General features: G+C 67.8%; 19 protein-coding genes. 7 read left to right on the top strand and 12 right to left on the bottom strand.

The window, feature by feature from the left end:
* From G6N28_RS15685 to G6N28_RS15640, 10 genes are read right to left on the bottom strand one after another with little or no spacing between them, the layout of a single operon-like run.
* On the bottom strand, positions 1 to 954 hold the full coding sequence (locus G6N28_RS15685) for an acyl-CoA dehydrogenase family protein (protein ID WP_179962092.1): 954 nt from the start codon (positions 952 to 954) through the stop codon (positions 1 to 3).
* Positions 954 to 2,165, bottom strand: coding sequence for an acyl-CoA dehydrogenase family protein (locus tag G6N28_RS15680; protein WP_179962091.1), 1,212 nt, complete (start codon positions 2,163 to 2,165; stop codon positions 954 to 956). Before G6N28_RS15680 ends, G6N28_RS15685 begins: the two co-directional genes overlap by 1 nt.
* A complete protein-coding gene (locus G6N28_RS15675; protein ID WP_163901761.1) occupies positions 2,162 to 3,076 on the bottom strand; it encodes a Gfo/Idh/MocA family protein in 915 nt (304 codons plus the stop codon). Before G6N28_RS15675 ends, G6N28_RS15680 begins: the two co-directional genes overlap by 4 nt.
* Positions 3,073 to 3,990: an acyl-CoA dehydrogenase family protein gene (locus tag G6N28_RS15670; RefSeq protein ID WP_163906294.1), complete on the bottom strand. Its 918-nt coding sequence runs from the start codon at positions 3,988 to 3,990 to the stop codon at positions 3,073 to 3,075. The genes G6N28_RS15675 and G6N28_RS15670 overlap by 4 nt, the downstream gene beginning before the upstream one ends.
* Positions 3,991 to 3,995: 5 nt before the next feature.
* Positions 3,996 to 5,147, bottom strand: coding sequence for an acyl-CoA dehydrogenase family protein (locus tag G6N28_RS15665; RefSeq protein WP_163901759.1), 1,152 nt, complete (start codon positions 5,145 to 5,147; stop codon positions 3,996 to 3,998).
* Complete coding sequence (locus G6N28_RS15660; RefSeq protein WP_163901757.1) at positions 5,137 to 6,294, bottom strand: CaiB/BaiF CoA transferase family protein; 1,158 nt, start codon at positions 6,292 to 6,294, stop codon at positions 5,137 to 5,139. Before G6N28_RS15660 ends, G6N28_RS15665 begins: the two co-directional genes overlap by 11 nt.
* A complete protein-coding gene (locus tag G6N28_RS15655; RefSeq protein ID WP_235674584.1) occupies positions 6,287 to 7,201 on the bottom strand; it encodes an SDR family NAD(P)-dependent oxidoreductase in 915 nt (304 codons plus the stop codon). The genes G6N28_RS15660 and G6N28_RS15655 overlap by 8 nt, the downstream gene beginning before the upstream one ends.
* Before the next feature lie 55 nt (positions 7,202 to 7,256).
* Positions 7,257 to 9,116 carry a flavin-containing monooxygenase gene (locus tag G6N28_RS15650; protein ID WP_163901753.1) on the bottom strand — a complete coding sequence of 620 codons (1,860 nt, stop codon included), beginning with the start codon at positions 9,114 to 9,116 and terminating at the stop codon, positions 7,257 to 7,259.
* Complete coding sequence (locus tag G6N28_RS15645; RefSeq protein ID WP_163901751.1) at positions 9,116 to 10,486, bottom strand: aromatic ring-hydroxylating oxygenase subunit alpha; 1,371 nt, start codon at positions 10,484 to 10,486, stop codon at positions 9,116 to 9,118. Before G6N28_RS15645 ends, G6N28_RS15650 begins: the two co-directional genes overlap by 1 nt.
* Positions 10,487 to 10,494: 8 nt before the next feature.
* Positions 10,495 to 11,340 (bottom strand): SDR family NAD(P)-dependent oxidoreductase, encoded by an 846-nt coding sequence (locus G6N28_RS15640; RefSeq protein WP_163901749.1) that lies wholly within the window; start codon positions 11,338 to 11,340, stop codon positions 10,495 to 10,497.
* A 138-nt stretch (positions 11,341 to 11,478) separates the two neighbouring features.
* On the opposite strand from G6N28_RS15640, the gene G6N28_RS15635 reads away from it, so the two are divergent.
* Genes G6N28_RS15635 through G6N28_RS15605 form a run of 7 tightly spaced genes read left to right on the top strand, consistent with a single transcriptional unit; the run spans position 11,479 to position 18,952 of the window.
* Positions 11,479 to 13,101 (top strand): Vgb family protein, encoded by a 1,623-nt coding sequence (locus G6N28_RS15635; protein WP_163901747.1) that lies wholly within the window; start codon positions 11,479 to 11,481, stop codon positions 13,099 to 13,101.
* Positions 13,098 to 13,847: a GntR family transcriptional regulator gene (locus tag G6N28_RS15630; RefSeq protein WP_163901745.1), complete on the top strand. Its 750-nt coding sequence runs from the start codon at positions 13,098 to 13,100 to the stop codon at positions 13,845 to 13,847. The genes G6N28_RS15635 and G6N28_RS15630 overlap by 4 nt, the downstream gene beginning before the upstream one ends.
* Positions 13,844 to 15,478 carry an AMP-binding protein gene (locus tag G6N28_RS15625; protein WP_163901743.1) on the top strand — a complete coding sequence of 545 codons (1,635 nt, stop codon included), beginning with the start codon at positions 13,844 to 13,846 and terminating at the stop codon, positions 15,476 to 15,478. The genes G6N28_RS15630 and G6N28_RS15625 overlap by 4 nt, the downstream gene beginning before the upstream one ends.
* Positions 15,469 to 16,242, top strand: a complete 774-nt coding sequence (locus G6N28_RS15620) for an SDR family NAD(P)-dependent oxidoreductase (RefSeq protein WP_163901741.1) — start codon at positions 15,469 to 15,471, stop codon at positions 16,240 to 16,242. Before G6N28_RS15625 ends, G6N28_RS15620 begins: the two co-directional genes overlap by 10 nt.
* A gap of 4 nt (positions 16,243 to 16,246) precedes the next feature.
* Positions 16,247 to 17,698: an acyl-CoA synthetase gene (locus G6N28_RS15615; RefSeq protein ID WP_163901739.1), complete on the top strand. Its 1,452-nt coding sequence runs from the start codon at positions 16,247 to 16,249 to the stop codon at positions 17,696 to 17,698.
* A 10-nt stretch (positions 17,699 to 17,708) separates the two neighbouring features.
* Positions 17,709 to 18,380 (top strand): NAD(P)H-binding protein, encoded by a 672-nt coding sequence (locus tag G6N28_RS15610; RefSeq protein ID WP_163901737.1) that lies wholly within the window; start codon positions 17,709 to 17,711, stop codon positions 18,378 to 18,380.
* 2 nt (positions 18,381 to 18,382) lie between these two features.
* A complete protein-coding gene (locus tag G6N28_RS15605) occupies positions 18,383 to 18,952 on the top strand; it encodes an isomerase (RefSeq protein WP_163906293.1) in 570 nt (189 codons plus the stop codon).
* A gap of 107 nt (positions 18,953 to 19,059) precedes the next feature.
* Here the strand turns inward: G6N28_RS15605 and G6N28_RS15600 are convergent, their stop codons facing one another.
* Positions 19,060 to 19,503, bottom strand: coding sequence for a type II toxin-antitoxin system Rv0910 family toxin (locus G6N28_RS15600; RefSeq protein ID WP_163901735.1), 444 nt, complete (start codon positions 19,501 to 19,503; stop codon positions 19,060 to 19,062).
* A 3-nt stretch (positions 19,504 to 19,506) separates the two neighbouring features.
* Positions 19,507 to 19,695, bottom strand: a complete 189-nt coding sequence (locus G6N28_RS15595; RefSeq protein WP_163901733.1) for an antitoxin — start codon at positions 19,693 to 19,695, stop codon at positions 19,507 to 19,509.
* Positions 19,696 to 19,702: the final 7 nt, after the last annotated feature.

The following is a 19,702-nucleotide window of genomic DNA, read 5'->3' as shown; positions in this document are numbered from 1 at the left end:
TTAGCGATAGCGTTGTGCGAGTCGTTGACGGTGTGCTGTCGGCGAACCGAACAGGGAACGGTTGAGCGCGGCGCGTTTGAGGTAGACGTGGACGCCGCTTTCCCACGTGTAACCGATGCCCCCGTGCAGCTGCATGGCTTTGCCGGCGATGTCGACGGCCGCGCCGCACGCGTGCGATTTGGCCATCGCCGCGGCGACGCCGGCGTCCGGGTCGTCGGCGGCGACGGCGTGCACCGCGGCGGCGACGAGCCGGCGGGAGACGGCAATGCTGACGAGCATGTCGGCGCAGGCGTGTTTGACGGCCTGGAACGAGCCGATCGGCCTGCCGAACTGCTGGCGCACCTTCGCATAGTCGACGGTCGCCGAGAGCATCGCCTCGCTCAGCCCGAGGCTGTCGCAGGCGATCGCGACCGCGGCCCGGTCGCGCAGCCTGGCGATAATGGCGGCGGAATCCCCGGCGAAGCACAGCACGTCGCCGTCGCGCTCCGTTGGGGATACCGTTGCGAGCCTGCGGGTCTCGTCGACGACGGGCCGCGGGGTCACGGTCACCGCCGGTTCGGCGAGGCCGCCGTCGGTGATCACGAGTACCCGGTCGGCGTCTTCGGCGTCGGGCACGAACTCGAGCGGCTCGAACGCGACGGCCACCCGGGCCGAACCGGACGCGATGTCGCGCAGCAACTGGTCGCGGACGTCGCTGGGCTGCAGTGCGTTCAGCGCGCCGACGGCCAACACCGCACTGCCCAGGTAACTGGTGGCGCTGGCGGCGCGGCCCATCTCCTCACAGATGATCGCGGTCTCTTCGAACGTCGCACCGGCGCCGCCGAACTCCTCGGGCACCTCCAGCCCCACCCAGCCGGCCTCGACGAGCGCCGCCCAGTCGACCGTGCGGTCCTTGCCGAGCAGATCGCGCGCCACCGAGCGCAGCTCGTCGTGAAACTCGGAGAACTCGGCCATCATGCGCTGCTCGGTTCTCGCGGCAGGCCGAGGCCGCGCTCGCCGATGATGGTGCGCTGGATCTCGCTCGACCCGCCGGGGATGGTCCATTCCCACGAGCCGATGAAGTCCAGCACCCAGCAACCCGATTCCCAGCCGCTGGACATCGGCTTGGCCAACTCGGTGTGGGCGGCCAGGCCGCCGACCTCGGCGCCGAAGTCGGTCATCCGCTGCAACAGCTCGCTGTAGTAGAGCTTGACGATCGATGCGTCGGCGGGCCCGGTCGTGGGCTGCTCGGTTGTGCTGTCCTCCACGAGCTTTCGGCACAGCGCCCGCAGCCCGGCGATCTCGGTCTCGAACTGCGCCAACCGGTCGGCGACGATCGGGTCGTCGACCGGGCTGGCCTCCACCAGCCAGCGAAAGCCGGCGTTGCCGAGCCGCTCGGCGAGCTCGAGCATGGTCATGCCCCGCTCGGCGCCCAACGTGGCCTGGGCGACCTGCCAGCCAGCGTTCTCGGGGCCGACGAGGTTGGCCGCCGGGATCTCGACGTCGTTGAGGAAGACCTCGCAGAAGTGCGAGTCGCCGACGGCGTTGCGGATCGGGCGCACCTCGACGCCGGGTGTCGTCATGTCGAGTAGGAAGTACGAGATGCCTTTGCGTTTCGGCGCATCCGGATCGGTGCGGGCCAGCAGCAGGCACCAGTCGGCGTGCATTCCGCCGCTGGCCCACAGCTTCTGGCCGTCGACCACATAGGAGTCGCCGACCTTGCGTGCGGTGGTGCGCAGGCCGGCCAGATCCGAGCCGGCCTCGGGTTCGGAGAAGCCCTGCACCCAGATCTCGCCGTCGAGGATGGCGGGCAGATGCCTGCGCCGCTGTTCCTCGGTGCCCGCCGCCAGCAGCGTGGACGCGGCGTGGTGGATGCCGACGAAGGCCAGCACCAGCCGCGGCGCGTCGTGGCGGGCCAGCTCCTGATACAGCACGACCTGATCGGCGACCGACATGCCGCCGCCCCATTCTTGCGGCCAGTGCGGCACGGCGAACCCCGCGCGGTGCAGCTCGGCGAACCAGGCTTTCTGGAAGGCGACGAACTCCTCGTCGGTGGCGCCCGTCTGGCTCGCACGCCAATCGGCTGGGACATGCTCGGCGCACCACTGCCGCACCCGCCGCCGAAACTCAGCTTGTGCAGGCGTATCCCGCGATATTCCGTGCATAAGTTCAGATTCGGCGGTCATGAGGCGTTGGCCTTGAGCTGATCCATGACGCGCGCGACGGCCACGCCGTCGTCGAACGACGGGGCGATCGGGGCACCGGTGCGCAGCGCCTCGGCGACCTTGCCGAAGTAGGTGGACAGCGCCGGGGGTGGGGTGCGCCGCGGCGGCGGGTCGAACTCGGTGGTCTGGGGATCCTCGCCGGGGCGTCGGACCACGAGCGTGGTGTCGCCGGTCAGCTCGACGGTGCCCTCGCTGCCGATCAGCGTGACGCGCGGCGTCGACGGCACGGCGGCGGCGAACCCGGTGTCGTGGGTGGCGGTGGCCCCGTCGGCGGTCCGGAACCAGGCCGAGTACCCGTCTTCGGCTGTGGCGCCGGGGATGTCGGTGCGGGTGACGCCGCCGCAGTCGACGATGTCGCAGCCGAACAGCCAGCGGGTGAAGTCGATCAGATGCGAGCCGTAGGCACCGATCCAGCCGCCACCGAGCTCGCGGTCGTTGATCCAGCCGAGCTTGCGGCCGCGCAGCCCGCTGCCGAAGAAGCTCCAGTGCAGATGCGTGGGGGCGCCGATGGTTCCGTCGTCGGCGAGCTTCTTGAGCATCGACCATGACTCGTTGAAGCGGAACTCGAAGTTCAGGAAGTTGGCGACGCCGGCGCGCCGAGCCTGGTCGCGCATCGCGATCGCCTCGTCGGCGTTGCGTCCGAACGGCTTGTCGCACAACACGGCACGCCCGTGCTCGACCGCGGCCGTGACGTGTTGCAGGTGCAGAAACGGTGGCGAGTGCACGGAGACCAGATCGACGTCGGCCGCCAGCGCCGCCTTCACCGCGGCCTCGTCGCGGGGGCTGACCACCTCGACGTCGAAGCCCACGCTCTGATAGGCCGGGGCCGCGGCGTGCTTGCCGAAGCCCGTGCCGATCACGACGACCTTCATGCGTACAGCCCCGTCAGTCCGGCCCGGCCCGCGCTGCGGGTCAGCTCGTCACGTGTTGCCGACAGGCCCAATGGCAGCCGCCGCAACGGCTGGCTGTGCCGCGACAGCCACGACAGCGTGGTCTCGTCGCAGAAGCCGACCGCGCCGTGCAGCTGGTGGCAGACCCGGAACACCACCTCGGCGGCTTCCAGCGCCGACATCCTCAGTGCCAGGGCGTCGTTCACCACCTCGGGCCGGGCATCTTGAATGCTCCACAGAGCGTACTTGGCCAGGATGTCGAGCCCGCTGCGTTCGACTTCGGCGTCGGTGAGCTGAAACTGCACACCCTGGAAGCTCGAGAGGGTCTGCCCGAACTGCTTGCGCAGGCTGATGTGGGCGACGGTCAGCTCGATCGCCCGGTCGAGCATGCCCAGCAGCGTCCAGCACGGCAGCACCAGCCCGAGGGCGAGGTCGGCCGCGCCGCCGTCGTCCTCGCGGACCAACTCCAGCTCGCTGACGAACCCCGGTCCGGCCGGGCCCAATCCGCTTACCCGGTGCCGGACACCGTCCAGAGTCACTGCGATCCAGCGGGATTGGAGTTCGGCCACCGGCCCCGCCGGGCGTGGCCCGGCCACCACGATCAACCCGTCGGCATCGAGGTCGGTCGGCTTGGCCAGCCGCTCCGCGAGCGGGTACGGCAGCCCCCAGTAGCCGGCGCTGCGGCACAGCGCCGCGGCGGCCTCGAGCCCGTCGGCGTCGGTGCGGGGATCGAGGTCCCAGGCGCCGAGTTCGTCGAGGACGGCGCTCACGAGTGCCTCACGGGTATCCGGTTTGGCCTCGGCCCGCTGCAGCAACTCGTCGCCGCCCGCTGCCTCGAAGGCCCGCTGCGCTTGACGCCCGAATTCGTTGGCGTCGTCGGACAGGTCGAGGATCATCTCGCTCATTTCGCCGCCGCCAACAACGCACGGGACAGCAGGATGCGCTGCATCTCGATGCTTCCCGATGAGACCGTCGACGCCTGCGAGTAGCGCCAGTGATCGTCGACCTCGCCGAGGAACCAGGTGGCGCGCGGGGCATCGCGCGGCACCTCGGCGGCGATGTCCATCAGCACCTCGGCGCTGTCCTGGTCGAGCTTGGTGACCGCGATCCGGTACGCCGCGGCGTCGCCGGGTCGGATCCGACCGCTGCTCTGCAGCGACACCACGCGATACGCCATCAGCCGCGCGCGGCGGCAGTGCGTCAGCATCCGCACCCATCTGCCTCGCAGCTCGGCGGGCAGGTCTTCCCAGCCGTCGCCGAGCACGACGGGCGCGGCGGCCAGCAGCCGTTCACATCGCGCGTACCGCGCGATCCCGACCCGTTCGAAAGCCATCACGTCCTGCACCACCGACCAGCCCTGGTCCACCGTGCCGAGCACGGCGTCCTCGGTGACCCGCAGATCGTCGAAGAACACCTCGTTGAGATGATGCGGACCCAACATGGTGCGGATCGGCCGGACCTGAATCCCCGGAGCATCCATGGGGACAAGGAAGATCGTGAGCCCCTGCTGTTTACGTTCGCCGTGCGAGGTGCGCGCCAACAGGAAGCACCACTGCGCCATCGTCGCGTACGACGTCCAGATCTTCTGCCCGTTGACCAGCCAGCCGTCGTCATCTCGGCGTGCGCTGGTGCGCAGCGACGCCAGATCCGAACCCGCCTCCGGTTCCGAGAAGCCCTGGCACCAGATCACCTCTCCGCGGGCGATCGGCGGCAGATGCTTGCGCTGCTGCTCTTCGGTGCCGTGGCGCATGATGATCGGACCCACCCAGTTGACACCCATGTACTGTGCGCCCCTGGGCTCGTGGTGCGCCCACATCTCCTCGCGGACCACGGTCTGTTCCCACACCGATGCTCCGCCGCCGCCGAACTCCTTCGGCCATGCCAGACACAGCAGTTCGCGCTCGGCAAGCAGCCTGCAGAACCGCTGCGCGACCTCCAGATCCTCCGGGTCGTCGGTGAACGCGCCCAGATAGTGTTCCGGCACATTGTCCGTCACCAGCGAACGCAGCTCGGCGCGCAGCGCCGCGGCCTTCTCGCCCATGTCAAAGCGCATGGTCGGCACCTGCCAAACCCAGTTCCTCGAGCACCTCCGCGGTGTCCGCGCCGAGTTCGGGGGCCGGGCCCGCGACGGCGCCCGGCGTGCGCGAAAACCACGTCGGCACACCGGGAAAGCGCACCGGACCGTGCGGCGTGTCGACGGTCTCGAACAACCCCACCTCGTTCAAGTGCGCATTGTCGAACAACGCGTCGGGCGAGTTCAGCGGTGCCGCCGGAATCTCCAGCTCACCGAACAACTTCAACCATTCGGCGGTGGTGCGTTCCTTCATCGTCTCGGCCAGCAACCCGTACACGGTGTCGATGTCGCGGGCCCGTGACTCCAGGGTCGCGTAAGAATCGTTGACCCATGCGGGCTTCACCGCGTCGACGAACGCATCCCAATGCTTGTCGTTGTAGATCAGCGCGGCGATGTAGCCGTCCCGGGTGCGGTAGGGCCTGCGGTTGGGCGCCACCGTGCGGGGATACACCGCCGGCCCGAGGGGTGGGTCGAACATGGCGCCGTTGGCATGTTCGACCAGCATGAACGCCGCCATGGTCTCGAACATGGCGACCTCGACCTCCTGCCCCTCTCCCGTGCGCTCGCGATGAAACAGCGCCATGGTCGTCGCGTACAGCGCGGTCAGGCCGGCCACCTTGTCGGCCATGATGGTGCCGACATAGTCGGCTTCGCCGGTGAGTTGTTGTTGCACGGCGGGGATTCCGCACTCGGCCTGGATGGTGTCGTCGTAGGCGGGCCGGTCGCGTTCCGGCCCGCGCCTGCTGTAGCCGTAGCAGTTGGTGTAGACGATCGAGGGGTTGATCTCGGCGACGCTCTGATAGTCGAGCCCCAGCTTGGTGATGGCCTTCGACCGCATCGAGTGGATGAACACGTCGGCCGTTTGGATCAGGGCACGCATCGCGGTCCTGCCCGCGTCGGTCTGCAGGTCGATGACGACGCTGCGCTTGCCGCGGTTGACGTTGACGAACACACCACTCATCCCGGGTGCCGGGCCCACCGAGATGTATCGGGTGTTATCGCCTTGCGGCGGCTCGACTTTGATCACGTCGGCACCCATGTCGGCCATGATCTGGGTGCAGTAGGGACCCATCACCATCGCGGTGAGGTCGACGACACGGATACCTTTGAGCGGACCGCTAGCCATGAAGCGCTCCCTGGGTGGCCATCGCGAAGCTGTACCGGATGTGATCCCCGTGCCCGTCGGGCACCACGGGGAAGGTCAGCGGGTTGGAGGTGTCGCGGATGGTCGCGATCTGCTCGGCGACATCCTCGACGGACCACGACGCCCGGTATACGCCGGGGGTTTCGGCGATGAACGCCCTGGCGACCCGTCCGGCCAACGCGATGAACACCTCGCCGGTGACCGAGCACGTCTCGTGCGCGAGCCAGCCCACCGCCGGGGCGACCAGCTCCGGTCCCATCGGCGGATATGCCGACGTGTCAATGCCTTCGGCCATACGGGTCACGGCGGCGGGCACGATGACATTGCTGGTGACGCCGTCGGCGGCGCCTTCCATCGCGGCGACGTTGGACAGCCCGATGACCCCGGCCTTGGCCGCCGCGTAGTTGGCAACCTGATGGTTGCCGTACAAGCCGCCGATGGACGAGGTCAACACGATACGGCCGTAGCCGGCGTCGCACATGTGTGGGAACGCAGGCCGCACCACATGGAACGCACCACGCAGGTGGACGTCCACGACGGCGTCGAAGTCGTCGTAGCTCATCTGTCGCAACGCCGCGCGACGGACGTTGCCGGCGTTGTGGATGAGGATGTCGACACGGCCGTAGCGTTCGAGTGCGGCGTCGATGATCGCCTTGCCGCCGTCCGGCGTGGCGACGGAGTCGGTGTTGGCCACCGCTTCCCCGCCGGACGCGGCGATTTCGCGCACCACGTCCTCGGCGGGCCCCGCGTCGGAACCGCTGCCGGTGATGCTGCCGCCGGGATCGTTGACGACGACCTTGGCGCCGCGCTCGGCCAGCAGCATGGCGTAGGAGCGACCCAGTCCGCGACCGGCTCCGGTGACGACGGCGACGCGGCCGTCGAATCTCAACCTGCGATTTGGGTGCGAAGACGAGGGCTCAGCGCGCTCAGACGCACACAAATCGCTAGGTTCCGAGGACGAGCCCATCTAGGTCACCCTTGTCGCGCCACTCTTTGAGCAGGTCGCCGAACGCATAGAAGCCCGGGCCGTAGGGCTCGCCGAGATGGGACCGCAGCCCCTCCCCGCCGCCACCGCCTTCGTTGTTGTAGTAGCCGGGCGTGCAGGACGCGTCGAAGGCCGAGGTGTCGACGGCGGTGTCGCGGATCGTCTGGCACCACTGGTCCTGAGCCTCTTGCGTCGGCTCCACCGTGGTGGCGCCGCGCTTCAGCGCCTCGGCGATGATGTGGGCGATGTGCTCACCCTGCAGTTCGTAGTTCGACGCGATGTTCGCCGAGATGCCGACTTGCGTGAAACCGGTGTAGAACTGGTTGGGGAAGCCACGGCTGGTCATGCCGTGCAGGGTCTTGTACCCGTCGCGCCAGTAGTCGTAGAGCGACAGCCCGTCGCGGCCCTCGATGGCCTCGATCGAATACCGCCTGCTGATGTCGGTGGTGATCTCGAAGCCGCTGGCGTAGATGATGCAGTCGACCTCGTACTCCTGGCCGTTGGCGACCAGGCCCTTCTCCGTGATCCGTTCGACGCCTTTGGATTCCGACACGTCGACCAGGGTGACGTTGGGCCGGTTGAAGGTGGGTAAATACTCGTCGTTGGACAGCGGTCGCTTGCACAGGAAGCGGTAGTAGGGCTTGAGCGCCTCCGCGGTGTCGGGGTCCTTCACGATCTCGGCGATCCGGCGGCGTAGCCGCTCCATGATCTTGTAGTCCTCTTCCTCACGGATCGCCATGAACTGCTCGGGGGTCAGCGACGCCGGATCCTCGAGCGCCATCACCCGTGCGGCGGTGTTGCGGCCCAGCTCAGTCCAGAAGTCGCACACCAGATCCGGCTGGCCCAACGCCATGCCCTCGAAGGTCCAGGCGTGGAAGTTGCGCTGCCGCTCCTTCTGCCAGCCGGGCTTCAGCGACTTCACCCACTCCGGATCCGTCGGCGCGTTGTTGCGTTCGTCGACCGTGGACGGGGTGCGTTGAAACACATACAGGTGCTGGCAGTCCTTGGCCAGATACGGGACGATCTGGATGGCGGTGGCGCCGGTGCCGACGACCGCGACCCGCTTGTCGGCCAGCTTGTGCAGGTTTCCGGTGCTGTCACCGCCGGTGTAGTCGTAGTCCCACCGCGACGAGTGGAAGCTGTGCCCCTTGAAGTCCTTGATGCCTGGGATGCCAGGCAGTTTCGGCCGGTGGAACGGACCGGAGGCCATGACGACGAAGCGGGCGCGGATGTCGTCGTCGCGGTTGGTGCTGATCCGCCACCGGTTGATCTCCTCGTCCCAGCTCAGGTTGCGCACCTGGGTGGAGAAGATCGCGCCGTCGTAGAGCCCGAAGTGCTTTCCGATGCGCCGGCAGTGCTCGTAGATCTCGGTGCCGTCGGCGAACTTCTTCGACGGCATGAAGTCGAGCTCTTCGAGCATCGGGATGTAGCAATAGGATTCGTTGTCGCACTGGATCCCCGGATAGCGGTTCCAGTACCAGACCCCGCCGAAGTCGCCGCCGAGTTCGATGATGCGGACGTCGTCCACCCCGGCCTTCTTCAGGTACGCCGCGGACAGCAGTCCGCCGAAGCCACCGCCCAGCACCGCGACGTCGATGTCCTCGGTGATCGGGTCACGCGGCGTGACCGGCGTGTAGGGGTCGACTTCGTAGTAGCCCGCGAAGTCGTCGGTCAGCTCGACGTACTGCTTGGAGCCTTCCGGACGCAGTCGCTTGGCGCGCTCCTGGGCGTACTTCTCCCGCAGCGCATCGATGTCGACGTCGTCGGGGGTGTCCGTCGGACCGCACGGCTGTGCGGAGGTACCAAGTGTCTCGGTCATCAGTCTGAAAGCTCCTGTGGTTCGCCGGTGCCCATGTATCTGGACAGTTGGTAGTGGAGGTTGACGGTGCTGCGTTCGCGATAGGGGTTGGGCCTGGTGCCGGGAAAGCCGAGCGACTTCATGCCCTGCTGCACCGCGGCCATGTTGGAGAAGTCCTGCGGCAGCACAGAGAGCCAGTTCGGGCTGTCCTTGGGCGTGTACTCCCACTCGGTCTGCGGTTCTTGGCCTTTAGGGAACAGCTCGAACGTGGCGACTTCGAAGATGCACTTGTTGGGATCGTAGCTGGGATGCGGTTTCGCGCTGTAGCACAGCGCGGTGGTCAGACCCTGGCCGATCTGGAAGTTCGGGAAGATCTGCCACGCGGTGCCCGCCTGCCCGAGGATGTCGGCCGGGATGGTCGGCCAGATCACCCCGCGAGCCTCGTCGTCGCGACGGGCCGAGGCCAGCCAGTGCTCGAGGACCTTGTCCGGCGGGGTGCCCTCGGGCAGTTCGTCCACCAGACGCTTGGCGGCGTTGACCAGAGTCTCGGTGGTGGTGGCGTTGGTCTGCTCCCAGGTGTACATCTGCATCTCGGCGGTGGAGACGCGGGGATCGTCACCGGTGCCCAACCGGATCTTGGACTTGGTGGCCTCCATGTCTTTCGGCGCGTCGTAGCCGATGTTGCTGTGCTTGCCCTGCGCCTTGGCCCAGCCCCTGAACTCACCGAACTTGTTGAACTCCGGGTGGGTGGTGAACACGTGGTAGGTCTCGTTGAAGGCCTCCAGCGCGACCTTCCAGTTGCAGTCGAAGTACAGCCACTTGCGCCAGCGGTAGCGCATCTTCTCCAGCCCGAACGGGTCGAGGATCTTGGCCGCGGGGAACAGGTAGTCGGCCAACGGTTCGCAGTCGGGGTCCATGTTGATGAACAGCCACCCGCCCCAGGTGTCCACCTGAACGGGAACGAGGTGGGTGTTCTGCGGTGTCAGTGCGCCCTTCCAGTCGTCCTGTTCGCGGATGTGGGTGCAGGCGCCGTCGAGACCGTATGTCCAGCCGTGGAATCCGCACACGAAGGACTTGCGGGCCCGCCCGCAGGCGTTCTTCGCGCCCTCCGGGGTGTCGACGAGCCGGCGGCCGCGGTGCATGCACACGTTGTGGTGCGCCCGAAACTCGTTGGGCCCGGTGCGCACGATGATGATCGAGTCGTCGAGGATGTCGTAGGTCAGATAGCTGCCCACCTCGGGAAGCTCCTCGACCCGGCCGACCTGCTGCCAGACCCTGCGCCATAGCCTGTCGCGTTCCGCGCGGGCGTACTCCTCGGATATGTAGGCCTCCACGGGAATCGTCATCGGCTCGGAAAGCTCGTCGGCGACTTGTGTTTCCAGATCGGTCATGGGTTCTCCTAAAACCGCTTGATCTCGGTGCGGAAGGATTCGTCTTTGAGGAACAACGAGGTGTTGTCGGCGTCCAGATGCGTCCACTTGAGGTTCAGCCCACCGTCGACGAGCAATGTCTGACCGGTGATGTAGCTCGACAGGTCGGACAGCAGAAACAGGATCGCGCCCGCCTGTTCCTCCGGCCGGCCGCGACGGCCCATCGCGATCGCGCGACGGTCACGGTCTGGGTCCTCGTCGACGTAGGTGCGCGACGCGGCCGTTTCGGTCACTCCCGGCGCCACGGCGTTGACGCGGATGTTGTCGAGCGCCAGCTCGACGGCCATCGTGCGCGTCATCGCGGCGACGGCGGCCTTGGCGGTGCCGTAGGCGATATGGAAGGGCGCCGTGTTCATGCCGCTGATCGACGACACCGACACGATCGACCCGGGGTTGCCCTGTTGTCGGATCTCGGCGGCGACGGCCCGGCCCATGAAGAACGCCGTTTCGAGGTTGGCGGCGAACAACGCCCGCCAGTCGTCGCGGGTCACCCGGGTGGCGGGCATCCACGTCGCGGGCGCCGCGCCGCCCGCGATGTTGACAAGGCCGTACAGGGTGCCCTCGGTGCGGCGCACCTGATCCAGCACGGTGTCGATGCCCTCGTCGGTCGACGCGTCGGCGGCCACCGGCACCACCGCCAGCCCCTGCGCGGCCAGCGGCGCGACGTGTTCGTCGAGGTTCTCCTTGGACCGGCTGACCGCCACCACCGTGGCGCCGGCCTGCGCGGCCATCCGGGTCACGGTGGTGCCGATGCCGCCGCCACCGGCCCCCGACACCACGACGATGCGGCCGTCCAGCCTCAGAAGCTCGGTCACGCTATTTGTCCGGACAAGATACGGTGCTCTGCATATTGCAGAACACTATTCCGCAGGGCCGATCTGTCAGTCAAGAGTGGCTGAGCTGGTAATGAAGGCTATTGTCTGGACTAATAGAGCTTGATAACGTCCGAGGTCATGACGCCATCCGCGACGGGGTCGCTCCCACAGGCCCGCTACACCGGGCCGAATCCGACCGTCACCGAGGGCTGGCAGCTGCAGCGCCTCACCGCCCCGAGCCGATTGTTCGGCGCCAACGGTCTGCGCACCGGACCCGACGGACGCGTCTACGTCGCTCAGGTGACCGGAAGCCAGATCAGCGCCCTAGATCTGGGCACCGGCCAACTGGCCACCATCAGCGCCAAGGGCGGCGACATCGTGGCACCCGACGACGTCGCCTTCGACACCAGCGGCAACCTATACGCCACCGAGGTGATGGACGGACGGGTCAGCGTGCGCGATCCCCGCGGCCAGACCCGCGTGCTGCGCGACGACCTGCCCTGCGCCAACGGCATCACCGTGTATCAGGACCGGCTGTTCATCAACGAGTGCCGTGACGGCGGGCGGTTGATGGAACTCGATCGCGCCACCGGCGCCGCACAGATTCTGCTGACCGATCTCGCCTCGCCCAACGCGATGGAGGTCGGCCCAGACGGCTGGCTGTACTACCCGCTGATGACAGCCAACGAGATCTGGCGCGTCGACCCGAACGCCGGTGAACATGCTGAGCCGCAACGGGTTACCGCGGATCTGGGCGTTCCGGATGCGGTGAAGTTCGACCCGCAGGGCTTTATCGTGTCGACCCAGGTGGCCAGCGGGCAGGTGCTGCGCATCGACCCGCGCACGGGTGACAAGACGCTGCTGGCGCAGCTCACCCCGGGGCTGGACAACCTCACGTTGGTCGGCGATCGGGTGGTGGTCTCCAACTTCACCGGTGAGCTCACCGAGATCTCCAGCACCGGCCAGACCCGTACGGTGCTGCCCGGTGGCCTGAACTGGCCGCTGGATCTGGCGGTCGGCGACGACGGCACCCTCTACGTCGCCGACGGCACCTACTTCTATGCCGTCGAATCCCACGGGTCGCTACGGACCGTCGGAATGCTGTTCACGCCGGGCTATCCCGGCTTCCTGCGCGGATTGGCACCCGTTGGGGCGGGCGCCTTCGTAGTCGCCACCTCCGGCGGCCAGATCGGCCGGTACCGCCCCGCCGACGGCGAGACCGATTATCTCGCTGATGGATTCGACCAGCTCTACGGCGTCGCGGTCGGGCCCGACGGCGACATCGTGTTCGCCGAACTCGGCACCGGCCGGGTGCACTCGCTGCGGTCAGGCAGCACCGAGGTGCTGGCGTCGGGGCTACAGGATCCGGTGGGGGTCGTGTTCGACGGCGACGGGCGCCCGCTGGTCGCCGAATCCGGCGCCGGCCGGGTGGTGCGGCTGACCGATTCGTCCGAAACGGTCGTCGACGGGCTGCAGCGGCCGCAGGGAATCCATGTCGCTGACGGCGTCCTCTACATCGTCGACGCCGGAGCCAAAGAGCTCGTCGCGTTCGACCTGGGCAGCAAGGTGCGCACCACGATCGCCTCGGGCCTTCCGGTCGGCGCTCCGCCCGGCGTGGAGCCCAAGCCGCTCAAGGGAATGCCGCCGTTCTCGGGACCTCAGGGTCCGTTCGCGGGCATCACCATGGGAGCCGACGGCACGCTGTACGTCGCGGCCGACGGCGACGGAAGTGTGCTGGCGCTGCGCCGGACCGGGACATGACCGTCAACCCCGCCGACCACCGGTACCTGCAGGTGGCACGCACCCTGCGGAAGGAGATCGTCGACGGGGTGTATCCGGTGGGATCACAACTTCCCACCGAGCAGCAGCTGTGCGAGCGGTTCGAGGTCAGCCGCTACACCATCCGCGAGGCGCTGCGCAGGCTGCGCGACGACAACCTGGTCGCATCCCGGCCGCGCGCGGGCACGCTCGTGGTGCCGCGTCCCGCGGCGAATTCCTATGCCCAGGACGTGATGTCGATCGACGACCTGCTCGCGTTCGCCGCGGGTGCGCAGCTGGAGATCGAGTTCAACGCGATGGTCACCATCGACGACGAACTCGCCGACAAGACCGGGTTGGCGGCCGGCTCGCAGTGGCTCGCCGTGCGCGGGCACCGGCGGGCCGACGCGAGCAGCACCCCGGTCTGCGTGACCGAGTACTACATCAACCGCGCGTTCGCCGCGGTGGGCCGACTGCTGCAACGCCATTCCGGACCGATCTTCCCCCTGATCGAGGACCTGTTCGGGGTGAGCATCGTCGAGGTGCACCAGGAGATCTCGGCCGTCGCCGCCACCGACACCCTGGCCGACGCGCTGCGGATGCGAGCAGGCACCGCCGCTTTGGAGATGCGGCGCACGTACAAGACGTCGGACGGGGAGATCGCGCAGGTCACCATCAACACCCATCCGTCATCGCGCTACCGGCACACGATGACCATGCGCCGCATCAAGGGGCAGGCCGCCCCGTGAGGGTCGACGAGGCCCGCGCGGCCGACGCCTATCGGCGTGGGCTGTGGGTGCACGAGACCCTGGCCGACTCCCTTCGGAACGCGGCCAAGACCACACCGCAGCGAACGGTGTTGGTGGACGGCGATATTCGGCTGGACTGTCAGGGCCTGCACGAGCAGGCCACCGCGCTGGCGCATGCGCTCACCTCGCGCATGCCCGCGGGCAGCGTGGTGTCGTTCATGCTGCCGAACTGGCACGAGGCGGCCGTCGTCTACCTGGGCGCGACCTTGGCCGGCATGGTGGTGAACCCGATCCTGCCCTCGCTGCGCGACCGGGAACTGCAGTTCATCCTCTCCGACGCCGACACCAGGGCGATCTTCATACCCTCGGTATTCGGCAACCACGATTACGCCGCCATGCTGGAGCGGGTCACCGCGGCGATGGCCGCACCGCCGGAAGTGGTTGTGGTGCGGGATGGGGGCGCTGGTGGGGGCGCCGAACGTTCCTTACCGCTCGAAGAATCGCCGGAACTTCGAGCGGTAAGGAACGTTCGCGGGCACACACCGTACACCTCGCTGCTCGAAGAGCCGGGCACGACGGTGTTACCGGTGCTCAACCCCGACGCCGTGCGCATGATCCTCTACACGTCGGGCACCACCGGCCGGCCCAAAGGGGTTCTGCACACCCACAACTCGATTCACGCGCTGATCCGCCAGATCGGCGACAACTGGCGCGTCGAGCCCGGTGACACCTTCCTCGTGCCGTCGCCGATCGCGCATATCGGCGGGTCGATCTATGCGTTCGAATGCCCGCTGCTGCTGGGCAGCACGGCGGTGTTGATGGATCGCTGGAACCCCGATCAAGCCGTGTCGTTGATGCACAAGGAGCGCATCACGCACATGGCCGGGGCCACACCGTTTCTCGTCGGGCTGTTGGCCGCGGCGGAGAAGGCCGACACGCGGCTGCCCGACCTGAAGGTGTTCATCTGCGGAGGCGCCTCCGTGCCGCCGTCGTTGATCCGGCGAGCCACCGACTACCTCGAGAGCGCCGCGGTGTCACGGGTTTACGGCTCCACCGAGGTGCCGGTCACGACCGTGGGCTCGCTGAACAGCGTCGAGCACGCGGCCGACACCGACGGCCGACCCGGCATCGCCGACGTCAAGCTGGTCGACGGCGAGATCCGCGCGCGCGGCCCGCAGATGCTCGTCGGCTATCTGCATGCCGACGACGAGGTCGCAGCGTTCGACGACGAAGGCTATTTCCGCACAGGGGATCTGGGTCGCTGGGTCGACGATCACGTGGTGGTCACCGGCCGCGCGAAGGACATCATCATCCGCAACGGCGAGAACATCTCCCCCAAGGAGGTCGAGGACCTCCTCGCCACGCATCCCGGCATCGCCGAGATCGCCGTGGTCGGTGTGCCCGACGAGCGCACCGGCGAGCGGGCGTGCGCGGTGATCGTCGCATCGGATCAGCCGCCGCCGGACCTGGATGGGCTGCGCGACCTGCTGCTGCGTGAAGGGCTGGCGAAGTTCAAGATTCCCGAGCAGGTCGTGGTGTGGGACAACCTGCCGAAGAACGACGCGGGCAAGATTCTCAAACATCAAATTCAGGCAACGCTCACGAGCGGGGGTGGATCGACATGCAGGTAGCGATCGTGACGGGGGCAAGTAGCGGCATCGGCTTCGGCTGCGCGACCAAGCTCGCCGAGGCGGGCATCGCCGTCGTCGGCACCGGCCGCGACGAGAGCAGGCTCGCCGAACTGCAAGCCGCGATCGGGGATCCGGACCGGGTGGCCACCGTCGCCGTCGACCTGACCACCGATGACGCGCCGCAGCGGATCGTGCAGACCGCCCTGGACCGGTGGGGCCGCATCGACTTCCTCGTCAACAATGCCGGGGTCGGCAGCCCCAAGCCGCTGCACGAGACCGACGACGAAACACTGGACTATTTCCTGGGTTTGATGCTGCGGGCGCCGTTCCGGCTGGCGCGCGACGCGATCGTGCACATGAAACCCGGCTCGGCGATCGTCAACGTGACGTCGACGTTCGCGGTCGTCGGTGGGTTGCGCGGCGGGGCGTACTCGGCGGCCAAGGGCGGGCTGACGTCGCTGACCCAGCACATCGCCTGTCAGTACGGCCCGCAGGGCATCCGCTGTAACGCCGTCGCGCCCGGGGTGACGCTGACCCCGATGGTGGCCAGCCGTCTCGAGGACGAGCGGTTCCGCAAGATCAACACCGAGATGACGCCGTATCCGCGGCTCGGCGAGGTCGATGACGTGGCGAGCACCGTGGCGTTCCTGTGTTCGGACGGCGCGAGTTTCATCAACGGGCAGACCATCGTTGTCGACGGCGGATGGAGTTCGACCAAGTACCTGTCGGACTTCGCGCTGAATTCCGAGTGGGTGGCGAGGTGAGGCCGTGAACCTGTTCGGACTGCTCGACCAGGCCGCCAGCCGGCACGCTGACCGCGGTGCGGTGTATTGCGGTGAGCGCCAACTGCATACCTGGAAGGAGTTGAGGGACCGGGCGCTGCGCCTGGCCACGACGCTGGGGCCGCCCGGCACCCGCGTCGCCGTCGCCAGCGAGAACCGCCCGGAGATCATCGAGTTGATGTTCGCCGTCTGGGCGGCGGAGTGTGTCTACGTGCCGCTGAACTACAAGCTGCACCCGCGCGAGATGGAGCAGATCCTCGAGGACTCCGGGGCAGCGCTCGTGTTCGCCTCGCCCAAGCTTTCCGAAGGGCTGTCAGACGTCGAAGTCATCGGCGGCACAAGCTATTCGCAGCGCCTGGACGCGTCGCCCATCGCCGCGCCGACCGACACCGACCCGGCGGCGCTGGCGTGGCTCTTCTACACCAGCGGGACCACCGGGCGGTCCAAAGGCGCGATGCTGTCGCACCGCAACCTGATGGCGATGACCGTCGCGCATCTGGCCGATTTCGACTCCCCGGATGCCGATTGCAGCCTGGTGCACGGTGCGCCGATGTCGCACGGGTCGGGACTCTACATCCCGCCGTACGTGCTGCGCGGCGCCCGGCAGGTGCTGCCGGAGTCCGCGGCGTTCGAACCCGACGAGTTCCTCGACCTCTGCGAGCACCATCCCGGCTGCAGCGCGTTCCTGGCGCCCACCATGGTCCAGCGGCTGGTGCAGACGGGCCGCGCCTGCCCGCGCAACCTGCGCACCGTGGTCTACGGCGGCGGACCGATGTACGTCGACAGCCTCAAGAAGGCGATGGCCGCGTTCGGCCCGATCTTCGTGCAACTCTACGGGCAGGGCGAGGCCCCGATGACGATCACCGGCCTGCGCCGCGAAGACCACATCGACGCCGACGACGCGATCCTCGGCTCCGTCGGCTATCCGCGCTCCGGCGTCGACGTCGCGGTGCTGCGCGCCGACGGCACCCGGGCCGACACCGGTGAGATCGGCGAGATCGTCTGCCGCGGTGACGTTGTCATGTCGGGCTACTGGAACAACCCGGAGGCCACCGGGGCGACGCTGAAGAACGGGTGGCTGCACACCGGCGACATGGGCTCATTCGACGAGCGGGGCTACCTCACGCTGCGGGACCGCTCCAAGGACGTGGTGATCAGCGGCGGCAGCAACATCTATCCGCGCGAGGTGGAAGAGGCGCTGCTCGAACACCCCGGGGTCACCGAGGCCGGGGTCGTCGGAGCCCCGGACGAGGAGTGGGGCGAGGTCGTGGTCGCATTCATCGTCGGGTCGGCCTCGGCGGGCGAGTTGGACGCGCACCTGCTCGAGCGCATCGCCCGGTTCAAGCGGCCCAAACGCTACGAGTTCATCGACGAGCTGCCGAAGAACAGCTACGGCAAGGTGCTCAAGCGCGAGCTGCGCGCCCGGCTGGCCACCTAGGATCGCCGGTATGCACGTCATCGTCGCCGGCGGCCACGGCAAGATCGCCCGAATCCTGGAACGCATGCTCACCCAGCGCGGCGACTCGGTCGCGGGCATCATCCGCAACCCGGATCATTCCGCGGCGCTGGAACAGCTCGGCGCGCAACCGGTGGTGCTGGACTTGGAGCACGCCTCGGTCGACGACGTCGCGGCACAGCTGCGCGGCGCCGACGCGGTGGTGTTCGCCGCCGGTGCGGGCCCCGGGAGCGGAGCCGCGCGCAAGGACACCGTCGACCGGGCTGCGGCGATCCTGTTGGCCGATGCGGCCGAGGCCGCCGGAGTGCGTCGCTACGTGATGATTTCGGCGATGGGCGCCGACGCCGAGGCCCCCGACGATGCCGGCGATCCGGTGTTCGTGGCCTATCTGCGCGCCAAGGGCGCCGCCGACGACAATGTGCGCGCCCGCACCAACCTGGACACCACGGTGGTGCGGCCCGGGTTGCTGACCGACGACCCCGGCACCGGGACGGTGACGATCGCCGAGCGCACCGGCCGGGGGCGCATCCCCCGTGAGGATGTGGCCGCGGTGCTGCTGGCGGTGCTCGACACGCCGGGCACGGCTTGCCGGACTTTCGAAGTGATTTCGGGTGATACGCCGATCCGCGAAGCCGTGCAACAAGCCTGTGGCCTGAGTGGGTGACGATGGTTGCCTACAAGCTCGATCCCGACGTGCTCGCCAAGGTCGCCAAGGAGGTCGTCGGCCTGCCGCTGGACGGCGGTGAGCTGATCAACCGCGCCATCGAACTGCTGGCCGCCGAATACCCCGACCTGATCGATCCGACGCCGAGCCGCTGGGTGGGCAGCCGGGCCGGCGGGATACTCGGCAAGGTCCGCTTCCTGTACTTCAGCCCGCGCGAGTACATCGTCATCTTCGGGTCGCCCACAGGCACACAAGGCTTTTCGGGCCGCTACAAGCGGGTGCAGATCCACAAGTTCCTGCTGGCAGGCCAGATCGACTCCTACGACCTGGAGTCCGACGACCTCGTCGGGACGACGCTGCGCCCCGGTGAGCACGCGTGCCTGGAGAAAGGGCACGCCAGGGGGCTGACCATTCATCCCGGCTCCTGGCACCTCGAATACGGCCGCGGAGCCGTGGCCACCACGCTGCCGTTCGCGATGGTGGACACGCTGTTGGTGTCGTTGGAGTTCGAGTCGGTGCGCCGGTCGGCGGTCGAGTTCACCAAGTTGGTCCGCCGCCGGCTGCACCGCTGAAAGCAGTTCGGCCCGCGAGCTGAGCCCACACCGCAGGTAGGGGAACGCGAAAACCCCTGAAATCCGCGGTCTCGGGGGGTATACGCGTCTTCTCGCCGGGGAGATGGTTACGCGGCGAACACCAGCTTGAACCGCTCGAGCGACTCGCGGATGTCGCCGCGCAGCGCGCCGGCCACCACCATGCCGATCGGGCCGAACAGCGCAGGCCCGCCCAGGTGCACGTCGAACGTCACCGTCGACGCCTCCGTACCGTTCGGCGCGGGTTTGACCTTGCCGATCAGCTTGACCTTGACGCCGCCCTTGCCGTCGCCGTTGAGCGTCATCGCCTCCGGCGGCTTGAAGTGGACGATGGTCCACTTGATCCGGTTGGGCATGCCCTTGACCTCGACGATGGATTCCAGCGTGGTGCCCTTCTCCAACGTCTCGGGCAGCTTGCTGCGCCACACCCGGTGAATGCTCAACCATTCCCGGTAGCGGGACAGATCAGATGCGCACTGCCAAGCCTGCTCCGGTGGCAGCGGAACGTCCACGGAAACAGAAAGTTTCGCCATACGTCAATTCTGCGGGTTCTGCGGATTGCTCTTGTTGACGTACTTCCTGGCGGTGTCCTGCGCCTTGTCAACGTGCTGAGCGTACTTGCCCTGCGTCTTCTGGTCGACGATGTCACCGGCCTTGTCGATCGCGGTGTCCACCTTGTCCGCGTTGCGGGCCAGCAGATTCTTCACCTTGTCGAGAAATGCCATGGACTCC

It is taken from the genome of Mycolicibacterium pulveris (assembly GCF_010725725.1).
In the GTDB taxonomy this organism is placed as follows: domain Bacteria; phylum Actinomycetota; class Actinomycetes; order Mycobacteriales; family Mycobacteriaceae; genus Mycobacterium; species Mycobacterium pulveris.
Note: the sequence above shows the minus strand (reverse complement) of the source record. Positions and strands in the feature narration are given on the sequence as shown.